The sequence below is a fragment of the Brevibacterium sp. AGC70 genome (assembly GCF_057334195.1).
Genome location: NZ_JBHFIH010000018.1, coordinates 367880 through 389873, shown reverse-complemented (window position 1 = coordinate 389873; position 21994 = coordinate 367880). Strand labels below are relative to the sequence as shown.

Below are 21994 nucleotides of genomic sequence, written 5' to 3'. Positions count from 1 at the left end.
CGCGAGCCGGGAATGAACGTCGGACCGAGATCACTCGGTCCGGCGTTCTGGTCTCACCGTCGGGCTCGCCTCCTCACCGACATCGCCAGCACCCCGTCGACAATGAGGAACCCAATCAGGCTGACCCCCGCCATCGGCAGGAACCACCCGATCCCCACTGCAACGAGCGCCACTGCAGCCACCGACCACCAGGGCGCGTCAGCAAGCGCGCCGCGGCCTGGTGTGATGCCGAATCTCCTGCTCGGATCATGCTTGGGTCGGCGCTGCCACCACATCACATAGCCCCACACGACCATGGACGCGATTGCGATTGCGAGCACGACGAGGACGATCTGGTTGGCCAGGCCGAACATCGTTCCCATGTGCAGGTCGATGCCCCACCGCGCAAGCTTCGACGCGAACCCGTAGTCGGAGAAGTCGACACGATCAGTGATCTCCATGGTGTCGACATCGATGGCCACGGCATCGACCTCGGTGGGGAAGCTGCGTTGGATCTCCTGGACGACCCACGCGGACTCAGCATCGGCTGGCGGCAGGATTTCGACGAGTCCGGTGTTGACGTTGATATCACGGGCCATGGCCAGCGTCATGTCGAAATCGGCCGGGTCGATTCCGCCAGCATCGGCCGCATCAGCTTGTCCTTTGTGAGCGCCGTCCTCGTGGCCTGCGTGGCCCGCGCCGTCCTCGTGCCCGGCATCGCCCTCGTGACCGGTATTTCCCTTGTGCCCTGCGTGGTCAGCGTGGTCTGCGTGGTCTGCGTGGTCTGCGTGGCCAGCGTGCCCGCCGTCGCCCGATTCCCCCGCTGCCGAGTCTCGACCGAGATCCGTCGAGACCACAGGCGTCGACCAGTCCAATGCCGCCCGCAGCTTCGTCACATTGTCTCCGCCCAACTGGGACCAGGTGATACCTGTCGCGGACAGGAACAGCATCCCGATCGCCGCCCACACCCCGACAGAAGCGTGCCAGGAGAAGGTGCGGCGAAGCCCCTTGTGCCTCATGTTCGGCCGCAGCAATGCTGAAGCATTCCGAGCCCTGCGGGCGCGCATCACCCACAGGCACAATCCCGCGACTGCGATGATGCCCAACCAGGACGCGGCGAGTTCACTGTAGTACCGCCCGAAATCGCCGAGGTGAAGGCTGCGGTGCAGCTGATCGACCCAGGTCCTCAAGGGCAGGGATCCCGAGGTCCCGTACACGGTCAGGTCCCCCTTCACCTCGGCGGTGGTGGGATCGATGAAGATCGCCCGGGATTCGCTCTCTTCCAGGTTCGGGTCCTCGAACATCACCCGGGTCGTGGCTCCGGGTTCCGGAGCCGGACGCACGGCGCTGACGGTCTCGCCTCCCCCGGTGTAGGTTGTCGCGGACGCGACCTGGTCGGCCAGCGGCAGGGCGGGGCCTGTCTCCTGAGTGGTCAGCTCATCTGCGTAGACGACCTTCTCGATCTGCGGGCTGATCGCATACAGGGCACCGCTGAGCGCCGCGATGAGGATGAAGGGACCGACGAAGATTCCGGCATAGAAGTGGAGACGGCGCATGAGTTGGCCGAACCAGCCTCGGCTGGGTGTTCGTGGATCGGTCCGCCCGGTTTCGGGCAGGGATGAAACAGGTGTGGTCATGGTGAAGCTTTCTGTGGAGTGCGCTCGACCGCTCTGAAAGGCGGTCAGGCGAGCGCGCGCCAACGGCAGTCCGCCGGCGCTGAGGTCAGAGATCTTGAGGTCAGAAAGCTTCCACGGGTGGTCCTCTGGTGAGGACAGTAGAGCGCAGAACGCCGAGGTGGCGGGGCAGGATCCGGGCGACGCCGAGGTGGGGCCTGGGTCCGGTCGGAACCGGCATCGGCCGCACCGCAGTGGGCAGGAGCGCGTGGATGACGAGCCGGACGAAGCTGCCGATCTTCGCCGGCAGCGTCTCCGACCAATAGATCATGGCGATCGTGAGGACAGCTGCGACGAGGTGGGCCGAAAGCATGGCCGGTGACGTATGCGCATGCATGCCGCCCTCCGTCGCACTCATGGTGCCGGGCATTCCTGACAAAGATCCCTGCCCCGCACCGGACAGGGGTCCGATCATGGTCACCGAATCCGAATGGTGCATCCCATGTCGCTCAAGTGCGTTCGCCGGACTCCGGCTTCCGGTCATCGGAGTGAAGATGGAGAAGAGAAGGTGGAACAGCGACTGGCTGGCCAGCACAGACAGAGACAGCCGAGGCAATGACAGCCTGCGACCCGCAAGGAGGACGCAGACCAGCATCGACAGCACCAAGGGGACGACGACACCCATGGCGGAAGGCAGCGCGCCACCGCCGATCATGTGAGAGGCCAGCGCCACGAACGTGGCGAAGACAGCGGCCACCGTCCCCCGCAGTCCACGCTGGTGCCTCAGTCCTCGCTGGTGTTGCAGCCCGCGCTCATGCAGCGGCGCATGCAGGTCCTCCGGCTCCGAGCTCACAGGGAACATTCTCACACAATCGGCGGGCCCACCTCGACGGTGGCGAACTCGGGGGAAGTCACTTGAACGCCGGCTCGTTGGCTTCCAGCCGGGGAACGGCGACTCCGAGGCGACGGGCATCGGCGAGAACATCCCGAGGGTAGTCTGCCTTCGCCTTGTAGTCATTGCGGCCGGTGATCTGCGCCTGATTCATGATGAAGGTGTACATGTTGTCGCCGGTCAGCATCTTCTGCATAGCGAAACCGACGACGCTGGAAGGGATGTACCTTGCTGCCGCAGCGCCGAGTCTCGACGTCCCGCCCTTCGCAGTGAGGACGGGGATCATCTCCCGTACGAGGCGCACGACCTCCCGCAGCGCGGGACGCGACCGCACAAGCGCATCGAAGCTTCCCATCCGCAGCCATCCGACCATGATTCCGGCATCGAGGATGAAGTGGAACCACAGCCAGCTGCGGAAGTCAGCGACGTCGGAGATTGAGAACCCGGCCCCGGTGAGAAGTTCACGGACGACGCGGTGCCGGTCAGTGCGGCTCGACCCATCGATATCGCCGAGGAAGATGGTTCTGACGAATCCGCCGTGCAGAGTGTTGACGTCGTAGCCACCTCCACCAGTTGGAAATCCCCATGTGATCTGCTCGCGGGGCAGCCGCGAGACTGCAGCCGCAGGGTCGGCCCAGACGTTGTTGAAGATCAGGATTGTGGCCCCGCCGACTCGGGTGTGGAGGAAGTCGACCGCGCTGTCCAGCTGGTCGTGATTGACGCTTACGATGATGAGGTCGTAGTCGTGATCCGGTTCGAGGTCCTCTCGCAGCGTGATGGGCCAATTCTCGTGAACCGGCTTCCCTTTCCTCGAGGCCCGGCCGTCCCTGATGTCCAAGTCGACCGAAGATCCGAAGTCGGCGGCACGTCCGGGGCGGACATAGAAGTCGACCTCGTTTCCCGCCTTCTCCAGGGCCCATCCGTACAGTGTCGAAATGACTCCGCGGCCGAACATCAGAATCTTCATATCTGCGCCTCTCCTCTGCGCCGTTTAGCGCGTCACGTCTCCACAATATGTGGAAGATGGTTTCCACTTACGTCTAGACTAAGCAGTGATCCCATCGCCGCATTCCGTTTTCACGGAAGTGAGAGAAGAAATGGCCGAGACGACTCAGATCGATGTGCAGCACGCGCCAAACAATTCAGAAGGTGCTGTTTCAGGCAGGCATGACTCTGTCCGCCCGAAGCTGCGTGCGGATGCCGCGGACAATAGGGCGCGCATCCTCGCAGCGGCGCGCGAGATCATCGCCGAAAGAGGCATTGAGGTGCCCATGACCGCGATCGCCCGTCGGGCCGGCGTGGGTGCTGCAACGCTCTTCCGCCGCTTCCCTGACCGCCGATCACTCATCGCCGAGGTCTTCGCCACACAGCTGACACATTGCGAATCGGTCCTCGAAGAAGCCGCTGCAGACCCGGACCCCTGGCATGGCTTCTGCACGTTCGTCGAAGATCTCGGCCGGATGCAGATCGAGGACCGCGGGTTCACCGAGGCGTTTCTCTCAGCGTTCTCCGAGGACGCGGGGATCGATGAGAAGCGCCTGCGTGCGGAAGCCGCCTTCGCGGACCTGGTCGAACGTGCGCAGAAATCAGGCGGGCTCCGACCCGACTTCAGCCCCAGCGACCTCTTGCTGATCTTCCTGGCCAACGGCGGCATCAGCGAGGCTCCGCCCGAGCATGCCCACGACCTCTCGCGACGACTCATCGCCTATCTGCTGCAGAGTTTCGAGGCGAATGGCCAGCCGGCCAGGCGATCACTTCCCGGACCAAGCCGCATGGGGATCGGCGAAGTCTTCGCCGCGCCCCAGTGAGCGTTCAACCTCGGTGACCGTTCAGCCCCATTGACTGCTCACATCTCTTCGTGGGTCAGCGGGTCACGGTTCTTCATCCGACCGCGCTCCAGACCGGAGATCGCAGCCACCTCGGCGGGAGTGAGAGAGAAGCCGAAGATATCGGCGTTGCGCCTCTGCCGGTCAGGGTTGGCCGACTTCGGGATCGGCAGGCTGCCGACCTCGAGGTGCCAGCGCAGAACCACCTGAGCCGGCTCGACCCCATGAGCCTGAGCCGCCTCGGCGATGGGAGCCTCATCGAACAGGCCCTGGTCGCGGTACAGCGGTGACCAGGATTCTGTTTGGACGCCGATGGATTTGTGGAAGTTGATGAGCTCGGTCTGCGGGAAGTAGGGGTGGAGTTCGATTTGGTTGACCGCCGGGGTCACTCCGGTCTCCGCGATGAGCTGTTCGAGCATGGGCTCGGTGAAATTCGAGACTCCGATCGAGGTCACCAGGCCGCGTTCGCGCAGTTCGATGAGGCCGCGCCAGGTCTCGACGTACTTACCTACGCTGGGGTTGGGCCAGTGTATGAGATGAAGGTCGAGGCGCTCGAGTTCGAGCCTGGCCAGAGATTCCTCGGTGCTGGCGATCGTTTCGTCGAAGCCGTGGTGACGACCCGGAACCTTGCTCGTGATGAAGAGCTCGTCCCGACCAACCTTGGAATCGATGACGGCCCGACCGACTTCGCGCTCATTCTCGTAGTTGACCGCGGTGTCGAGGAGTCGGTAACCATTGTCGATGCCGGCGATGATCGCGCCGATGCCCTCGGAGTCGCGCATGGCGTATGTGCCTAGGCCGATCTGGGGAATGGTCGCCTCGTCGTTGAGTTCAAGAGTCGGAATCGCTGAGCTGTGCTCTGAAGTGGACATGCCCCAACCCTATGACCGCCGAGGTGGTTCGTGCCAGGGGTCACACGGCAGCGAGGCATGCAGCCCTCTGGCCGTGCGGCCCTCTGGCCGTGCGGCATCGAGACTCCGGCGGAGCGCCGAGGCCCCTGTGCACACACAACTGCCTCGGCGCTCCGCCGGTGTCTCGGTGTGCCGAACTCCTTGAGTTCACACCACCGCGCCCCTGGGTGTCTTTCCGTCGAGGACGTCGATGACGGCTTGAGCTGCAGCGACCCCGGCGCGTTCCCGAGCTTCGAGCGTCTGTCCGGCGAGGTGGGAAGTGATGACGACGTTACTCATCGCCCGCAGCGGGTTGTCCGCCACGAGAGGTTCACGCTGCAGAACGTCGAGGCCCGCACCGGCGATCTCGCCGTCATTGAGTGCTTGGGCGAGAGCAGCTTCGTCGACGAGGGAGCCGCGGGCCGTGTTGACGAGGATCGCGGAGTTCTTCATCGCAGCGAAGCTCGCCGCATCGATGATCGGATCGCCCTTGCCTGCTCGACTGTGAAGAGTCAGGTAGTCGGCGGCCCTGATCGTCGTGTCGACATCCGCGAACTCGATGCCCGCCGAGTGCTCGGAATCGGGATGTGCCGTGGAGACGAGGACACGCATTCCCAGCGCGACACCGAGCGCGGCGATCGCCCGTCCGCTGGGACCGTAGCCGATGATGCCAAGCGTCTTGCCTTGCAGCTCGGTTCCCGCCGCGCGTGGCCATCCACCATCGGTTACGCCGGGCAGCACGGTGTTGAGCCGGCGGGCGCAGGCGAGCATGAGGGCGAGCGCCATCTCGGCAACGGCGTGGTGGTTGACCCCTGGTGTGTTGCACACACGGATTCCGAGCTCAACGGCTGCATCGGTGTCGACGTTGTCGTAGCCGACTCCGGCACGGGCGAGGACTTTCAGCGTTGGTGCGGATGCGAGCATGTCGCGGGTGATCGGTTCACTCGCAGCAATTGCACCGACCGCTGACTGGAACAGGTCCAGCTTCTCTTCATCCGTGCGATGCCCACCCGCCGGCGAGTACACCGGTTCGAGGCCGCGCTCCCGCAGCATCGCGTCGACGGTGTCGCCTGGGCGGAGATAGTCGGTGGTGATGACGATGCGATTGCTCATGTGTTCGAGGATAGCTACGTCTGCGAAGGCGGCGTCTCCGAAGCCACTTGGCGGACCAGACGTGCCGGAGCGGTATTCCGATAGGAGTCGGTCAGCAGCTCACGGACCTCGGCGTTGTCGAGGGCCTGGAGCTCGAGACCGATCCACCCGGTGGGACCCAGGTACATGGGAACGAAGGCGTCCGGTCGCTCCATCAGCACCTCGGCGTCCATCGGATCGGGCAGGATGAGCAGCGCCTGCGGATGCTGTTCCATCCCACCCGTGACGAGCTTCCGTGTGCCTCCGAAGTGAGCGAAGATCTTCTTCGTGAAGAACGCGGGTCGCCCATGCGAGACCTTCTCCTGCACCTCGGGGAGGCTCAAAGCTATCTCCCGAAGGCGCGCCAGCTGAGGGTCGTCATCATCGAACATCTGTGGATGCGCCATGGGCCCACCCTATTCACGGAAACGGCGACTGGCTAGAGGGAGTTCTCTTCCGAAGCTCGACAGGTCGGAGATCGGACTCATACCCACCGTGCATTATTACATGCTATTAAAACCTTGGACAGTGCAACAGACGTCTTCGTAGGCTGAAGCCATTCATTTCGCCGAGCACACGGAAGTGCGCGGGAAATATGACAGCAGGGGGAATCGTGAAGAAGCGCTATTCACCGGACATAGCCGAACCTTAAACACCTCGGACTCCCTCGCCTCTTCCCCCGGGGCACCCTCCACAGCTACCGACCATATCGACATGGCGCTGGCACACGAATGCCCTGACAAACACGACACCGACGCATGACTGCACGCCGAAAGAGGAAACGATGACAGTGAACAGTGAAAACCACACCACAGCTCCGCCCACGCGACGAAGGTTCTTAGGCAGCCTCCGAGAGTTCGGTCCCGGAATCATCGCCGTCCTCGCCATGATGGGAGCCGGTGACCTGGTCACTGCCTCCGTGTCGGGCTCGAATTACGGCTACAGCCTGATGTGGCTGCTGGTCGCCTCTCTTCTCATCAGGTTCGTAATCGTCAACATCATGGGCAGATATCAGGTTCTCAACATCAAGAACCAGACGATCGTCGAAGGCTATAACGATGTGTCGAGGTTCTATCCATGGGCGATCGGCATTGCCGCGCTCATCAGCGGCCACCTTCTCAATGGATACATGATCAAGGGCGCAGGTGAGGCGGTCGCCAAAATCGTCACTGTCGGCAACCCGTTCCTATGGTCGTGCATTCTGGTCGTGGTCAGCATCTTCGTCATCGGCCGCAACGTCTACAACACCATCGAAAAGGGCATGAAGCTCCTGCTGGCAATGATGACGGTGGTCTTCCTCGGGCTGGCAATCTACTCGGTCCCCGATGTCGGCGAGCTCGTCCAGGGAACCATCGGCTTCGGAATCCCGGCCAACACCGGCGCGTTCGGCGTCTTCGCCGTGGCCTTGTCCCTCATCGGTGCAGTAGCGGGTTCGATGGCGAACTTCCTCTACCCCTATTACGTCCGGGACAAGGGATGGAAGGGCATTGCCTTCAAGAAGCTGCAGCGCAATGACATCCTCTTCGGCATCTCCGCGGCCATCGTCATCAGCCTTTCTATCTGGGTGGTGGGTGCCGAGATCCTCAGGCCCCAGGGAATCCAGGTCTCAAGCCTGGATGACATCTCTCAAGCCCTGACCACTCATCTCGGAGCTTTCGGCGGAGTCATCTTCTACTTGGGTGCTTTCGGCATTCTCTACAGCAGCGTCATCGGCTTCGCCAACGGCTTCCCGAAGGTGATCATCGACTGCCTGCACATCATCCTCCCCTCAAGGCGCGAACAGTACGGCGCCAAGTTCGAAGACGATCCGCTGTTCAAATGGTTCAGCCTCTTCATCCTCATCTCCCCCATTCTGTGGTCCGTGCCTGGGATGCCGGGATTTGTGGAAATGGCTGTGTTCGTCACCGGGCTGCAGGCCATCATCGTCCCGCTCGTGGCCATCGGGCTGCTGATCCTGGCGAACAAGACGAGCCATTTCGGCAAGCACAAGGCCAATCTGTTCGAGAACATCATCCTGGTGGCGACGACACTTCTCACCATCTGGGTGACCATTCAGGTGTTCGTCGGCTGGTTCGCCGGTTGACGGCTGGTTCGCCGGTTGACGGCTGGTTCGCCGGCTGACGCTGAGACAGGACGACTTCGCGCCCCCAGTCACCCCTACTTCACCACTGCGAGCACCTCGTTGAGTGCCTCGGTCGCCGAGGGGTGGGTGTAGATCGTGTCGCGCAGCTCGGTGGCGGTGACGTCGTGTCGCATCGCCAGTGCCACGGTGTTGATGACCTCCTGTGAGTGCACGTGCACGAGTGCGGCACCGAGGATGAGGTCCGTCTTCGCGTCGACGACGAACTTGACGATACCGCGGGGGTCGCCCTCGATCTTCGCGCGGGGTGCTGCTGCGATATCGGCCATCGCCTTCGCTCCGACCTTGATCTCATAGCCCTGTTCGCGCGCATCCTTCTCACTCAGTCCGACACGGGCCACGGTTGGGGTGAGGAACATCGTGTACGGCACGGATCCGCGGTCCCTCGTCGACCGCTTGCCCTCACCGAGCAGCTGGTCGGCCAGGATGCGGTTGTCATCGAGGGAGATGTAGGTGAACATCGGCCCGCCGTTGACATCACCGAACGCGTACACACCCTCGGCTGAGGCACGCAGGTGCTCGTCGACGGTGATGAAACCGCGTTCGTTCGTCTCGATACCGGCCTTGTCGAGGCCCAGGTCCGTGGTGGCGGGCCTGCGACCGACGGCCAGGAGGACCGCCTCGGCGTCGATGGTCGTCGTCTCTCCATCGATCTCATAGCTGACGGTCGCGAACTCGGCGCCGTCGCTGACCGCGGTCACCGAGGCATTGTTGATGATGGTGACCCCGTCATCGGCCAGCGCCGAGGCGACTACCTCGGCAACGTCGTCATCCTCGCTGGCCAGTGGACGGGGCCCGTGGTCGAGGACGGTGACCTGTGACCCGAAGTGGGTGAACATCGAGCCGAATTCGAGGCCGATGTAGCCGCCGCCGACGATGACGAGGCGCTTGGGGAACGGGGTGACGTGCTGCAGCGACTCCGAATCGTGGATGCGCCCGCCCAGCTTGGCACCGTCGATCGGTGGGATGTTCGCGACCGAGCCGGTGTTGACGACGACGGTGTCGGCGGTGATCGTCATGGTGTCGGTGCCGCCGGTGACGAGGACTTCGCGTTCGCCTGTGAACTCGGCTCGGCCGGAGACCAGGAGGACTGAGTCAATATCGTCGAGCATGGAGAGGTTCTTCTTCCGCATCGCCCCGGTCAGGGTATCGCGACGCTTCACGGCTTTGGCGAAGTACTCGGCGACGTCATCGGATTCGCGCTTGTTCTCTGCATCGTGGACGAGGATCTTCGTCGGGATGCACGCGATGTTGATGCAGGAACCACCGATCATGGCATCGGAGCGCTCAACGACGGCGACACGCTTGCCCGCCCTGGCCATGGTTCCCGCGAGCGTCTTTCCGCCCTTGCCCCATCCGATGACGAGGAGGTCCACGTGTTCACTCTGATCGACTTCACTGTTGTGCTCGGCCATGATGGGTTCCTTCCAACTGACAGTTCGGTCCTGCCAGCCTACTCCGAGGACCTCAACATCAGATGTCGCCGAGGTGGGTCGATGTCAGGGCCATCGAGCTGGGGTTGCCCCTGGTGGAGTTCATCGTGAAGCTGGCCTTCCACGGAAGATAGCGATCGTCCGAGGATTCGATCAGTTCGCCGGCGCTTGTGAACGCGCGCCGGCGGACCCGCAGCAGCGGCGTGCCGACCGGGACCTCGAGCAGAGCGGCGTCGTCCTCGTTGGCGCCGATCGCATCGATGGTCCGTGAGGTTCGGCTGATGTCGACGCCCTGGTCGATGAGTTCCTGGTAGATCGAACCTGAGTCTGTGTCGAAGGCAAGCACGTGGCGCCCGACCTCGAGGGGATAGTTCAAGCGCTCGACCATGGTGGGCACATCATCCATGAGACGGAGCCGGAACACGGAGACGACCGGATCACCGTCGGGGATGCGCAGGCTCGCCGCCAGGGACTTCTCGGCGGGTCTGCGAGTGACCCACTGGGTGCGCTGACCCGGGACGATGTCGGCGTTGTGGCACCACTGGGAGAACGAGATGATGTCGTCGAAGGATTGAGTGGGCACATTGTCGAGGACAACCGTCCGGCGCCCTCTCCCGGAGGAGATCAGTCCTTCGGTCCGCAGGGTCGACATCGCCTGTCGAACCGGGCCGCGGGAGCTGGTGAACTTCCGGGTGAGCTCTGCCTCGGAGGGAAGTTCGTCCCCGGGCTGAAAATAGCCCTCACGAATTGCCGTTCGCAGATAATGTGCGATCTCGTCGTGCTGCTGTCGCGTGCGCTGCTGAGTCATGTGTGCTGGTCTCGTCGGGGTCGGGGATGGGGACACGTGCTTCCAACTGTGCTGCTGTTCGAGCGGGGCTCTCCTCTACTTCCTATTCCCGCCGAATGAACCGAGAGTGCTCCTCGGGATCTTCGACATCACGTTCAGATGAACAATCATCAAACTTGTACATACATGTAGTCATCGTACGGCAGAAAGCGACCAAGATGGGGGAATGTCGAAATCAGATCTCATCATCGTAGGCTCCGGAATCCTGGGCCTGGCCACCGCATTCCGCGCACACCAGCAGGGCCGCAGGGTCCATGTCATCGACCGCTCGGCTCGCCCTGTGGGCTCATCCATCCAGAACTTCGGACACGCGTGCTTCACCGGACAGGCAGACGCAGCCCAGGACCTGGCCATGAAGTCTCGTGCCGGCTGGCGAGAGGTCGCCGCCGCGACCGGAATCTGGGCCGCAGAGACCGGTTCCTTCATCCCCGCCATGACCGAACCAGAGCTCCTGGTCCTCCAGGAGTTCGCCGATCACCGAGGTCCGGATCAGGCAACGATGCTCAGCGCCGAGGAGGTGGCTGCGGCCATCGGGAACCCGAACCTGGGCGCGATCGGTGGGGCGCACCTGCCCCTGGACATGCGGGTCGACCCGCGTGAGGCCGCCCCCGCAATCGCCGACTGGCTGGCCCGTGAAGGTGTTGATTTCACCTGGAACACCACCGTCACCGAGGTGGCCGACGGCACCGTGTCCACCAACCGGGGCGATGTCCACGGTGAGCAGGTCGTCGTCTGTCCCGGCTATCAGCTCACTTCCCTGTTCCCCAGGATCGCCGAGACACATGGGGTGCGCATCTGCACGCTCGCCATGTCCCTGATCGAGCGACCGCAGCAGACCCCCACCGGGTTCGCCATGCTCACTGGCACCTCGCTGGCTCGCTACGACGGTTTCGCCGCCATGCCCGGGGCATCGGCTCTGCGGGAGGATCTCGCCCAGCGGGAGCCCGAACTCGTCGATGTCATCGCCAACCTCATGGTCACCGACATCGCCGACGGACTGCTCATCGGCGACTCCCACGCCTACGACCTCAGCCCCGAACCCTTCATCGACGAGCGCGTCGCGGACCTCCTCCTGAACCGCGCCACCAACATGCTCGGCATCGACGCGCCCGTCGTTCGCCAACGGTGGCTCGGCCAGTATGCGGACAGCGCCGAGACCAACCTGATCCTCGAACACCCCGATGAGCAGACGACGGTCGCCGTGGTCACCTCGGGCATCGGGATGACACTGTCCTTCGGGATCGCGGACCGCATCCTCGGTGGGGAAGCAGCCGCGACGGAAACGAGACCTGCGCCGCATTCATCTCCCCTCACCCCAACCGCCGGTGAAGTTGTCATGTCCGATCGGTGAACAGGCACGAATTGTATAGACATGTTGTTTCGAGTTGTCGAAGAATGGCACCAAGCGATCACCCCGACCACTCGAAAGGCAGGCCGCACATGGCCCTGTTCCCACGTTTCCGATCCCGCACCGTCCGCTCCCTCACGGCCGCAGCGCTCGCTCTCCCACTGCTCGCCGCCTGCGGCTCCTCCGGCGACGGCGGCGACACCATCACCTTCGCAGCAGTCCCAGCCGAATCCTCCTCCACACTGGAGTCGACCTTCGAGAATGTCACCGCTCTGCTCGAGGAGGAGACCGGCAAGAAGGTCGAGTTCCAGAATGCCTCCGACTACGCGGCCGTGATCGAGGGGATGCGCGCAGGCCAGATCGATGCCGCCTCATTCGGCCCGTTCGCCTATGTCATCGCCAAGGACTCAGGCATCGACATGGAGCCGGCAGCCGCTCCGACCCACGACGCAGACAAGGCCCCGGCCTACACATCTCTGGCCTACGTCAAGAAGGGCTCGGACATCAAGGGCCTGAAGGACCTCAAGGGCAAGAACGTCTGCTTCGTCGACAAGGCCTCCACCTCCGGTTACCTCGTCCCGATGAAGGGGATCATGGACGAGGGCCTCGATATGGAGCAGGACATGAAGCAGATTCTGACCGGCGGTCATGACGCCTCGCTGTTGTCCCTGGACTCCGGAGAATGCGATGCGGCCTTCGCCCACGACACCATGCTGGGAACCCTCGAAGAGTCCGAGCAGGTGAAGGCGGGCAGCCTGGAACCGGTGTGGGAGTCCGATCCCATCACTGAGGACCCGATCGCCGTCAACAACGAATCCCTCGATCCTGAACTGGCCAAGCAGATCACGACCGTCCTGCGCGATAGGGCAAACATTCCGGCCATGGTCGATGCCGGCATCTGCTCCTCCGAGGACGACTGCGTCCTGCCCGAGGAGATCGAATACGGCTATAAGCCTGTCGACGACTCCGACTTCGACTCCATCCGAGACATCTGCGACGCCACCCAGGCAGACGCCTGCAAGAACGTCGGCTAGGAGAGACACCCATGAGCAATCATCGAAATACCAGCAGCGCTAAGACCGTTGAACTTCAGCGAGAGATCGACGATATCTACGCCGTCCAACTCGACCACGTGACCAAGGACTTCGGCGGCGGAGTGCTCGGGCTCGACGACGTCAACATCGGATTCCGTGCCGGCAGGGTCACAGTCCTGCTCGGACTGTCCGGCTCGGGGAAGTCGACGCTCCTGCGTCACATCAACGGCCTGCACACCCCCACCTCGGGAACGGTGCGCGTCCTGGGCCAAGACCTGAATTCGACAGGGAAGCGCGGGCTGCGGGAGCTGCGCCGGAACATCGGCGTGATCTTCCAGTCCTTCAACCTCGTCGGTCCGATGTCCGTGCTGGAGAACGTCTGCGCTGGACAGCTCGGCTCGCTCAAGGGGCCGCGCATCTCGCTGATGATGTACCCGAAGTCCGTGCGACGAGAGGCCATCGAGAAGCTCGACCGTGTCGGTCTTGCCGATCGTGCCTACCAGCGCGCGGACACTCTCTCCGGAGGTCAGCAGCAGCGCGTGGCCATCGCCCGCGCACTCATGCAGCACCCCACAGTGCTGTTGGCCGATGAACCGGTGGCCTCGCTGGATCCGGTCTCAGCCCTCGACGTGATCAACCTGCTGCGACAGATCGCCGAAGAAGACAAGCTCACCGTCATCGCCTCACTCCACCAGGTCCAGTTGGCCATCGAGTTCGCAGATCGGATCATCGGTCTGCGCAGCGGGCAGGCGGTCCTCGATCGCGCGACTGAGGGTCTCAGTGCCGAAGAGGCGTCGACGATCTATTCGAGCGTCTCCGGAATGGACCTCGCCGAGGCTGCGGTCGGTTACCGAGCAGACGCCGAGTCCTCGTCCGCTTCGTCAGACCCGACGATCACATCACCCAGAGTCAGCGCCTCACATCATGTCAGCGCATTGCGCCCCGCGGCCGCGTCAGGTGCGACTCGCTGATGCCCACGCTCGTCGAGACCTCGCCCGAGGCTCCGGCGCCGCCGGCGCGTCCGCGTCCGACCGGGCACAGCATCGCCGCCGCGCTCGTGATGATCGTCCTGGTCATCGGAGGCGTGTGGTCGATCGGTTCTCTCGGCATCGATCTGGGCACCATCGTCGACTCCGTCGACAATGCGGGACGTTTCCTTGCCCGCGTGTTCCCTCTCGACTTCCCGCCTGTGTCAGAGACTCTCTCGCTGGTGTTCGAGACCTTGGCCATCGTCTTCCTCGCCACGCTGCTCTCGGTCGCACTCTCCATTCCGGTGTCTCTGGCCGCCGCCGGGCCGACCCGGTGGGGAGTCACCTCGCAGTGGGCCGCGCGCGCTCTGACCGTGCTGGCTCGGGCAATCCCCGATCTGGTGCTCGCGATCATCTTCCTGCGTATGTTCGGCCTCGGAGCCACCGCCGGAATCATCGCCATGGGCATCCACTCGGTCGGCATGATCGCCAAGCTCTACGCCGATTCAATTGAGGAACTCGACGATGGCCCACGTGAGTCGATGGAGTCCCTCGGCGCCGGCCGTGCTCAGCAGATCATGGCGGCCATTCCACAGACGCTGATGCCGCAGCTCATCGCGACGGCGCTGCACCGGTTCGACATCAATCTGCGCACCTCGGTGCTTCTGGGCTACGTCGGCGTGGGCGGCATCGGGTTGGCGATCGCCGATTCCCTGCGGACGCTTGACTATCAGCGAGGCATGGCACTGGCCGTGCTGGTCCTGCTGCTGTGCATCGGCATCGAGCTGCTCTCGGGAGCGATCCGAGCCGCGCTGATGAGATCGGCCGGACAGAGGATCACCGGCGGCACCTGGGTCGATCGCCTGTTCAACCGTGGTCGCGAATCGGGTGTCAATGATCTCCATCTGACTCCGCCGTGGAGTTCGGCCCGGTTCAAGCGCTTCCTCTCGATTGCGCTCATTGTGATCTTCACTGTTGCGGCCCTGTGGCGCGTGGATGTGTCCTGGTCAGCGCTCCTGCAGGGGCTTCTCGACTTGCCAAAGACCCTGGCGCTGTTCTTCCCGCCATCGACCGGCGGGACCATGTCCAACCTCGTCGAGGCGCTGCTGGTGACTATCCAGATCTCGCTCGCGGCAACCCTCATCGGCGCTGTCCTCGCGATACCGATCGGCATCCTCGCCGCCCGCAACGCCGTGGCGAATGCCTATGTGCACCAGACATTCAGGGTGGTCATCGTGATAGTGCGCGGCATTCCCGAGCTCATTCTCGCGATCATCTTCGTCGTCATCTCCGGCCTGGGTGAGGTCGCCGGCACCCTGGCTCTGTCCATCGGCGCGATCGGCCTGCTCTCGAAGCTCATCGCCGATTCGCTTGAGGAGACGGACACTCAGGTGCAAGAGGCGATGCGCGCGACCGGCGCCAGCGAGGCACAGGTGTTCTTCTCGGCCACACTGCGCCAGGCGGCACCGGCTTTCGTCGCTCACACGATGTACCTCCTCGACAACAACATCCGCTCGGCCACACTCCTCGGAGTCGTCGGAGCCGGAGGCATCGGATTCCTGCTACTCAACGCTTCGCGGGTCAACCAGTTCGACGTGGTCACCATGGTGCTCATCCTCATGGTCGCTGTCGTCCTCGCAGTCGAAGCACTGTCGATGTGGCTGCGCCAGGCCGTCCGCTGACAGTCCCGTCATCTCACACATCCCACCTGCACGCATCGATCCACCACAGAAGGAGAAACACCATGATTGAACTCGCCGTATTCGACATGGCCGGCACCACCATCGACGACCGAGACGAGGTCTACCGCGTTCTGCGGGAGGCCACGGAACGCGAAGGTGCGAACTACACGGACGAGGTGTTCCAGAAGTGGATGGGCACTGAGAAGAAGTGGGCGATCGAAAATCTGCTCCGCCTCGGCGGGGTCGACGTCGATGACGATCTCCACGAGAAGACCTGGGAATGGTTCCGACAGGAACTGCGCCGCACCTATACCGACAATCCGCCGAAGCCTCTGCCCGGGATCGAGGAAGCACTGACGACTCTGCGCGAACAAGGCATCAAGGTCGCTCTGACGACCGGGTTCGCTCGGGAGATCGCCGATCTCATCTTCGCTTCTATGGGATGGGAGCAGGGCGAGACCTTCGACGCATCCGCCTGCGGCGACGAGGTCGAGGCAGGTCGGCCGGCACCCGACATGATCGAGAGGGTCATGAAGGAACTCGGCGCGGAGGACACAGCAGCGGTCGTCAGCGTCGGTGACACCTCGGCGGATGTGCAGTCGGCCCTGCGCGCCGGAGTCACCTCGATCGGTGTCCTCACCGGCCACCTGAGCCGGAAGGACTTCGCCGCCGAAGGTGCCCACCTCGTTCTCGATTCCGCCGCGGAGCTTCCCGACGCTCTGGCCGACCTGCCGTCTTCAGCCGCAATCTCAGCCGGGGTGAACCAGTGACGGCGCAGGTTCAATCGCGGGTTCAGTCACAGCCTCCGGTTCAGGCTTCCCCGGCCGACACCTCAGTGACGGCGAGGACCTCGGCGAATGTCGAAGTCGTCGCAGACACGGCCCAGGCCGTCGTCTGGCTCGGCGGGGATCAGTTCGAGACTCGGTCATTTGACCGTCCCGAACTTGCTGCGGGCGAGAGCCTCATCCGCCTGAGCACTGCCACTGTCTGCGGCTCAGACCGGCACACCGTGCGCGGGCGTCGCCCCGGAGCATGCCCCTCCGTGCTCGGCCACGAGGGTGTCGGTGTGGTCGAAGATTCGCGGGCGGGCCTCCCGCTCGGCCAGCGTGTGGTCTTCTCTGTCACCTCGGTGTGCGGGGAATGCGAGAACTGCAGGCGCGGACTCAGCGCAAAATGCGAGTCGGTAGCCAAGGTCGGTCACGAATCCACCGACAGCGGCTGGGCACTGTCCGGCACCTACGCCTCACACATCCACCTGCCCGCCGGTGTGGCAGCCGTCCCGGTGCCGGATTCGGTGCCCGACGCTGTGGCCTCCACAGCAGGGTGTGCCGTCGCCACCGTCATGGCGATGCTGGAGGCCGCCGGTGATCTGCGAGGCCGACGGGTCTTCGTCAACGGACTCGGAATGCTGGGGCTCACCGCAGTCGCAGCGGCCCAGTCCCGCGGCGCCGCCGAGGTGCTCGCCTTCGACCCTACGCCGCGGCGACAGGATCTTGCTCTATTCTCCGGGGCGAGCACGATCATGGAAGACGAAATGCCTGCGGATGTCGATGTTGCACTCGAACTCTCCGGCACCACCTCGGGCGTAGAGACCTGTGTGGCCAGCCTGGGAATCGGCGGTACCGCAGTTCTCGCCGGAAGCGTGACCCCGGGACCGAACATCGAGATCAGCCCCGAACAGCTCGTGCGAGGTTGGCGCACCATCACGGGTGTGCACAACTTCGAACCCCACCACCTGCAGGAAGCCGTCGCCTTCCTGGCGACTGACGGCGGTGATATGCCGTGGGAGAACATCCTCGGCGGCCCGATCGAACTGGCAGAACTGGCTCAGGAGTTCGCAGAGCCAAGCCCGGGGCTGCGAACCGTGGTGCACATCGGCGGGTGAGAGGTGGTGCTTCCAGCAAGGTGAGAGGTGGGGGCGGCGGATACACTGCAGAACAGCAGCGGCACGAGACCCCGAAAGAAATCGAGCGAGCAATGCAGTTCACCCTAGCCCAGGTCACCGGCTTCATCGCTGTGGCCGAAAATCTCCACTTCGGACGCGCCGCTGAGGAACTCAATATGACTCAGCCGCCGTTGAGTCGGCAGATCCAGAAGCTCGAGAAGTCCATCGGTGTCCATCTTTTCGAACGCAACAATCGCACGGTGACCCTGACGCCAGCGGGCGAGGCCTTCCTCGCAGAGGCCTACGGCCTGCTTGCCTCTGTCGAACGCGCACCTCGGCGCGCGCAGAAGATCGCCGAGGGTTCGTGGGGGCAGATCACCATCGGCTGCACAGCGGTCTCGACATTCGGCGTCCTCGGCAGTTTGGTGTCCACACTGGCGCAGCGACTTCCAGGCGTCAGCGTCGAGATCGCCGAAATGGTCACTGCCGAGCAGATCAAGGCGCTGTCGGAAGGTCGGATCGATATCGGCCTGGGCCGGGTGGGCAGAATACCGGAGACCATCGACGCTGCCCTTGTTCTCTCGGAACAGCTGGTCCTCGCAGTCCCATCGGATCACGAATTCGCTGCACGGGAGTCGATTGCGACGAAGGACATCTCCGGGCAGAGGCTGCTCATGCATGATGCCACGAAAGCTCGATACTTCTACGACCTCACCGTTCGCTACATTGATGTCGAGGCCAATGAGGTCGCCCATTCCCTCAGCCAGATTCTCACAATCGTCAATCTCGTGGCCGCTGGCCGAGGTATCGCCGTCGTCTCCGAATCCGCTGCGCGCCTCGGCGTGGAAGGCGTGACATACGTGCCGCTGCGAGGCGCCCCACGTGATGTCGTGGAGTTGCACGCGATCTGGAATCCCGAGTCGCGCAACCCCGCACTGAAGGAAGTCCTCAGCCTCATCCGCGACGAATAGAAGCGATACTTCTAGAGCATCAATGCATATATAAATAATCTTGGACAGGAATCACTCGGCGTTCCTACAGTGGGATCATCATCCCGACTAACAAGGACGTCATTCCGTGGCCAACTACCTGCCTCAAGAACTCGCCGACCACCTCAAGGACGGTCTCCTCTCCTTCCCCGCAACCGCCTTCACCTCCGACCTGACGATCGATGCCGATGCCTACACCGACCACATCGCCTGGCAGTCAAGTTTCGATGTCGCTGGGCTCTTCGCAGCCGGTGGTACCGGCGAGGGCTTCAGTCTCACCCCTGCTGAAGCCAAGGAAGTCGTCAGCTTGGCCGTCTCGACCTCCCGCCAGGAGGTGCCGGTGCTCGCTTCTGCCGGCGGGGCCACCGCTCAAGCTGTGCAGAATGCGATCGACGCTGAGGCGGTTGGTGCCGAAGGCCTCCTCGTCCTCCCGCCCTACCTCACCGAGTGCAGCCAAGACGGCCTCTTCGAACATGTGTCAGCCATCTGTGCGGCCACGAAAATCGGCGTCATCGTCTACAACCGAGCCAACGCCGTCTACTCACCTGAGACCGTCGAACGACTCGCCGACACCCATGAGAACTTCATCGGCTTCAAGGACGCCATCGGTGACATCGAACAGCTGACCAAGGTCTACGCCCGCACCGGCGACCGTCTCTTCTACCTCGGCGGCCTGCCCACAGCCGAGGTCTACGCCTTGCCTCTGCTCCAGCTCGGGATGAGCACCTATTCGTCGGCGATGTTCAACTTCGCGCCTGAGTTCGCCCTTGACTTCTACTCCGCGGTCCGTCGCCAGGATCGTGCTGCAGTCACGGAGAAGCTCAATTCATTCGTGCTTCCGTACTCGAAGATCCGAGATCGTGTCGCGGGCTACGGCGTCTCCATCGTCAAGGGCGGCCTCAAGGTCATCGGTCGAGACTGCGGCCCTGTCCGACCTCCCCTGCAGAACCTCACACAGACCGATCTACGGGATCTCGAACAGGTGCTGGCTGCTGCCGGAATTCAACTCGACCGCACCACCTCCGCGGTCGCCTGACCTGTACCAGACTGCAGGCACCAACGCACCAGAACCACCGATACAGCTGCACAACCACAGATCGGCGCCGATCGGCTTGAGCCGGTCGGCGCCGATATCGTTCAACCGAAAAGAGGTCACTCATGACGACTCAGCTCACCGACACGAAGACCACAACGAACACCGATATGCCAACCTCAACCCTGCCAATCTCCGGCTCCTCAATCGTCGCCGGCACGAAGACTCCTGGAGAGGGCGGGACCGCACGCGCGGTCAATCCTGCGACCGGTGAGGAACTGGAACCCGAGTTCACGCTTCTGAGCGAGGAGCAGGTCTCTGCCGCCATCGCCAGGGCACACACAGCCTTCGCCTCCTACCGGAGCATCTCCCCCACACTCCGAGCGAAGTTCCTCACAGACATTGCGATGAACATCGAAGCCGCCGCGGACGTCATCGTCGAACGGGCAGGCCAGGAGACCGGACTTCCCGCCGGACGATTGAACGGAGAAATCACCAGGACGGCCAATCAGCTGCGCCTCTTCGCATCGGTCGTCCTCCTCGGCGATGCCCACGGTGTGCGCATTGATCCTGCGCTTCCGGATCGCGCACCGCTGCCTCGACCCGATATCCGTCAGCGTCAGGTGCCGCTGGGGCCGGTTGCCGTCTTCGGAGCCAGCAACTTCCCACTCGCGTTCTCCACGGCAGGCGGTGACACTGCTTCAGCACTGGCCGCCGGCTGCCCGGTCATCGTCAAGGCGCACAACGCTCACCCCGGCACCAACGAACTGGTCGGAGCAGCGATCTCCCGCGCCGTTGCCGACAATGATCTCAACCCCGGTGTCTTCTCGCTTGTCTACGGTTCCGGCGCGCAGGTCGGCCAGCAGCTGGCGGCCGATCCTCGGATCGCTGCAGTGGGATTCACCGGCTCCAGGACTGCGGGTCTGGCTCTGTCCGCCACCGCTGCCGCGCGGGCAGTGCCGGTCCCCGTGTATGCGGAGATGAGCTCGATCAACCCCGTCTTCGTGCTCCCCGGTGCGATCGCAGATGACGTCGCCGAGGTGGCCCGGGGGTTCTTCACAGCCGTGACCGGTTCTTCGGGTCAGTTGTGCACCTCCCCAGGGATTCTCTTCGTCCCCACTGGCGCTCGTGGAGATGCGCTGACCGCGCACATTGCGGAGGCGTTCTCGGAGGCAACGGGGCAGACGATGCTCACCCCGTCCATCGCCGAAGCTTGGCAGCGAGGTGTCGATCAGCTTGCGGCTCAACCCGGCGTCACGGCCTTAGCGCAGGGGGCTGACGGCAAGACGCTCAACGCCCCGGGCCCCGCCGTCTTCACCGTCTCGGTCAAGGACTTCGCCTCGAACGCAGAGCTGCAGAATGAGATCTTCGGATCGGCCGCTCTCATCGTGCGCTACGAGACCACCGACCAGTTGGCACCTGTCGTCACGGAACTCGAAGGACAGCTGACCGCGACGCTGCAGATGAGCGAACTGGACAGCACAACTGCGAACGCATTGGTGTCAGAGCTCGAGCTCAAAGTCGGTCGGATCATCGTCAACGGCTGGCCGACCGGCGTCGATGTGGGTCATGCGATGATCCACGGCGGACCGTTCCCTGCGACTTCGGCTCCCCAGACCACCTCGGTGGGTGCCACCGCGATCGAGCGCTTCCTTCGGCCTGTTGCCTATCAGAACATTCCCGATGCGATTCTGCCGTCAGTTCTCCAGCAGTCGAATCCCTGGAGAATCGGTCGCGCCGTCGATGGCAGGTACACCCCCGGGCAGGGTGGGGACCAACAAGGGGACTCTCCTGCGAACGCAGCGAGCGAGTCCGTCTCCGAGGGAGTACGTCGTCGCCTCGGCGATCTCGGGTTCGACCTTCCCGAGGCGAATCCAGCCAGTTACAGCTACAAGACGGTGACCGTCGCGGGGGATCTCGCCTTCGTTTCGGGACAGATCGCCAAGCAGGGCGGTGAGGTTCCGGTCCAAGGTGTCGTCGGTGACGACCTGAGCGTCGAGGACGGTATCGCAGCGGCTCAGCTGTGCGCGGTCAACCTCATCGCTCAACTGGAAACGAACCTCGGTCTTGAGAACGTCGAGAGCATCGCCAAACTCAACGTCTATGTGGCCAGCCCCGCCGACTTCAGCAAGCATCCGATCGTCGCGGAGGGTGCGTCGAAGCTCCTCGTCGACGCACTCGGTGAAGCCGGTCGGCATGCAAGGACCGCACTGGGAGTTCCCCGCCTCCCTGCGAACTCACCGGTCGAGATCGAAGCAGTCATCAAACTCAAAGGCTGAGAGCGCAACAGCACAGCGGCCCCGG

Annotated in this window: 19 protein-coding genes; 11 read left to right on the top strand and 8 right to left on the bottom strand. The window is 63.4% G+C overall.

Annotated elements, in window-relative coordinates; genetic code table 11:
* Window positions 1–53: 53 nt before the first annotated feature.
* The 3 genes from ACE03M_RS17145 to ACE03M_RS17135 form a co-directional block, all read right to left on the bottom strand.
* Window positions 54–1616, bottom strand: a complete 1563-nt coding sequence (locus ACE03M_RS17145) for a PepSY-associated TM helix domain-containing protein (protein WP_485935259.1) — start codon at window positions 1614–1616, stop codon at window positions 54–56.
* A gap of 100 nt (window positions 1617–1716) precedes the next feature.
* Complete coding sequence (locus ACE03M_RS17140) at window positions 1717–2454, bottom strand: hypothetical protein (RefSeq protein ID WP_485935258.1); 738 nt, start codon at window positions 2452–2454, stop codon at window positions 1717–1719.
* Between the two features lie 49 nt (window positions 2455–2503).
* Complete coding sequence (locus ACE03M_RS17135) at window positions 2504–3451, bottom strand: ketopantoate reductase family protein (protein ID WP_485935257.1); 948 nt, start codon at window positions 3449–3451, stop codon at window positions 2504–2506.
* A 130-nt stretch (window positions 3452–3581) separates the two neighbouring features.
* On the opposite strand from ACE03M_RS17135, the gene ACE03M_RS17130 reads away from it, so the two are divergent.
* The gene (locus ACE03M_RS17130; RefSeq protein WP_485935256.1) at window positions 3582–4292 is read left to right on the top strand and encodes a TetR/AcrR family transcriptional regulator; all 711 of its coding nucleotides are present in this window, start codon (window positions 3582–3584) and stop codon (window positions 4290–4292) included.
* A gap of 38 nt (window positions 4293–4330) precedes the next feature.
* Here the strand turns inward: ACE03M_RS17130 and ACE03M_RS17125 are convergent, their stop codons facing one another.
* The 3 genes from ACE03M_RS17125 to ACE03M_RS17115 form a co-directional block, all read right to left on the bottom strand.
* On the bottom strand, window positions 4331–5182 hold the full coding sequence (locus ACE03M_RS17125) for an aldo/keto reductase (protein WP_485935255.1): 852 nt from the start codon (window positions 5180–5182) through the stop codon (window positions 4331–4333).
* Window positions 5183–5368: 186 nt separating this feature from the next.
* Window positions 5369–6313 (bottom strand): phosphoglycerate dehydrogenase, encoded by a 945-nt coding sequence (locus ACE03M_RS17120; RefSeq protein ID WP_485935254.1) that lies wholly within the window; start codon window positions 6311–6313, stop codon window positions 5369–5371.
* Between the two features lie 14 nt (window positions 6314–6327).
* Window positions 6328–6738 (bottom strand): MmcQ/YjbR family DNA-binding protein, encoded by a 411-nt coding sequence (locus tag ACE03M_RS17115; RefSeq protein WP_485935253.1) that lies wholly within the window; start codon window positions 6736–6738, stop codon window positions 6328–6330.
* 377 nt (window positions 6739–7115) lie between these two features.
* Here ACE03M_RS17115 and ACE03M_RS17110 point away from each other — a divergent pair, with 377 nt between their 5' ends.
* On the top strand, window positions 7116–8414 hold the full coding sequence (locus ACE03M_RS17110; protein WP_485935252.1) for an Nramp family divalent metal transporter: 1299 nt from the start codon (window positions 7116–7118) through the stop codon (window positions 8412–8414).
* Between the two features lie 74 nt (window positions 8415–8488).
* Here the strand turns inward: ACE03M_RS17110 and ACE03M_RS17105 are convergent, their stop codons facing one another.
* Window positions 8489–9886, bottom strand: a complete 1398-nt coding sequence (locus ACE03M_RS17105) for an FAD-dependent oxidoreductase (protein ID WP_485935251.1) — start codon at window positions 9884–9886, stop codon at window positions 8489–8491.
* Between the two features lie 58 nt (window positions 9887–9944).
* Window positions 9945–10712 carry a GntR family transcriptional regulator gene (locus ACE03M_RS17100; RefSeq protein WP_485935250.1) on the bottom strand — a complete coding sequence of 256 codons (768 nt, stop codon included), beginning with the start codon at window positions 10710–10712 and terminating at the stop codon, window positions 9945–9947.
* Between the two features lie 205 nt (window positions 10713–10917).
* Here ACE03M_RS17100 and ACE03M_RS17095 point away from each other — a divergent pair, with 205 nt between their 5' ends.
* The 9 genes from ACE03M_RS17095 (at window position 10918) to ACE03M_RS17055 (ending at window position 21969) form a co-directional block, all read left to right on the top strand.
* Window positions 10918–12102: a TIGR03364 family FAD-dependent oxidoreductase gene (locus ACE03M_RS17095; protein ID WP_485935248.1), complete on the top strand. Its 1185-nt coding sequence runs from the start codon at window positions 10918–10920 to the stop codon at window positions 12100–12102.
* A gap of 44 nt (window positions 12103–12146) precedes the next feature.
* A complete protein-coding gene (locus tag ACE03M_RS17090; RefSeq protein ID WP_485935246.1) occupies window positions 12147–13133 on the top strand; it encodes a phosphate/phosphite/phosphonate ABC transporter substrate-binding protein in 987 nt (328 codons plus the stop codon).
* Window positions 13134–13144: 11 nt separating this feature from the next.
* Entirely contained in the window at window positions 13145–14104 is a 960-nt protein-coding gene (gene phnC, locus ACE03M_RS17085; protein ID WP_485935245.1) for a phosphonate ABC transporter ATP-binding protein, read from the top strand.
* Window positions 14104–15783 (top strand): phosphonate ABC transporter, permease protein PhnE, encoded by a 1680-nt coding sequence (phnE, locus tag ACE03M_RS17080; protein WP_485935243.1) that lies wholly within the window; start codon window positions 14104–14106, stop codon window positions 15781–15783. The genes phnC and phnE overlap by 1 nt, the downstream gene beginning before the upstream one ends.
* 62 nt (window positions 15784–15845) lie before the next feature.
* Window positions 15846–16553, top strand: a complete 708-nt coding sequence (locus ACE03M_RS17075) for a phosphonatase-like hydrolase (protein ID WP_143924464.1) — start codon at window positions 15846–15848, stop codon at window positions 16551–16553.
* The gene (locus ACE03M_RS17070; protein WP_485935241.1) at window positions 16550–17668 is read left to right on the top strand and encodes an alcohol dehydrogenase catalytic domain-containing protein; all 1119 of its coding nucleotides are present in this window, start codon (window positions 16550–16552) and stop codon (window positions 17666–17668) included. The genes ACE03M_RS17075 and ACE03M_RS17070 overlap by 4 nt, the downstream gene beginning before the upstream one ends.
* A gap of 92 nt (window positions 17669–17760) precedes the next feature.
* A complete protein-coding gene (locus ACE03M_RS17065; RefSeq protein ID WP_143924462.1) occupies window positions 17761–18639 on the top strand; it encodes a LysR family transcriptional regulator in 879 nt (292 codons plus the stop codon).
* 106 nt (window positions 18640–18745) lie between these two features.
* Complete coding sequence (gene kdgD, locus ACE03M_RS17060; RefSeq protein ID WP_143924461.1) at window positions 18746–19693, top strand: 5-dehydro-4-deoxyglucarate dehydratase; 948 nt, start codon at window positions 18746–18748, stop codon at window positions 19691–19693.
* A gap of 122 nt (window positions 19694–19815) precedes the next feature.
* Complete coding sequence (locus ACE03M_RS17055; protein WP_485935239.1) at window positions 19816–21969, top strand: aldehyde dehydrogenase family protein; 2154 nt, start codon at window positions 19816–19818, stop codon at window positions 21967–21969.
* Window positions 21970–21994: the final 25 nt, after the last annotated feature.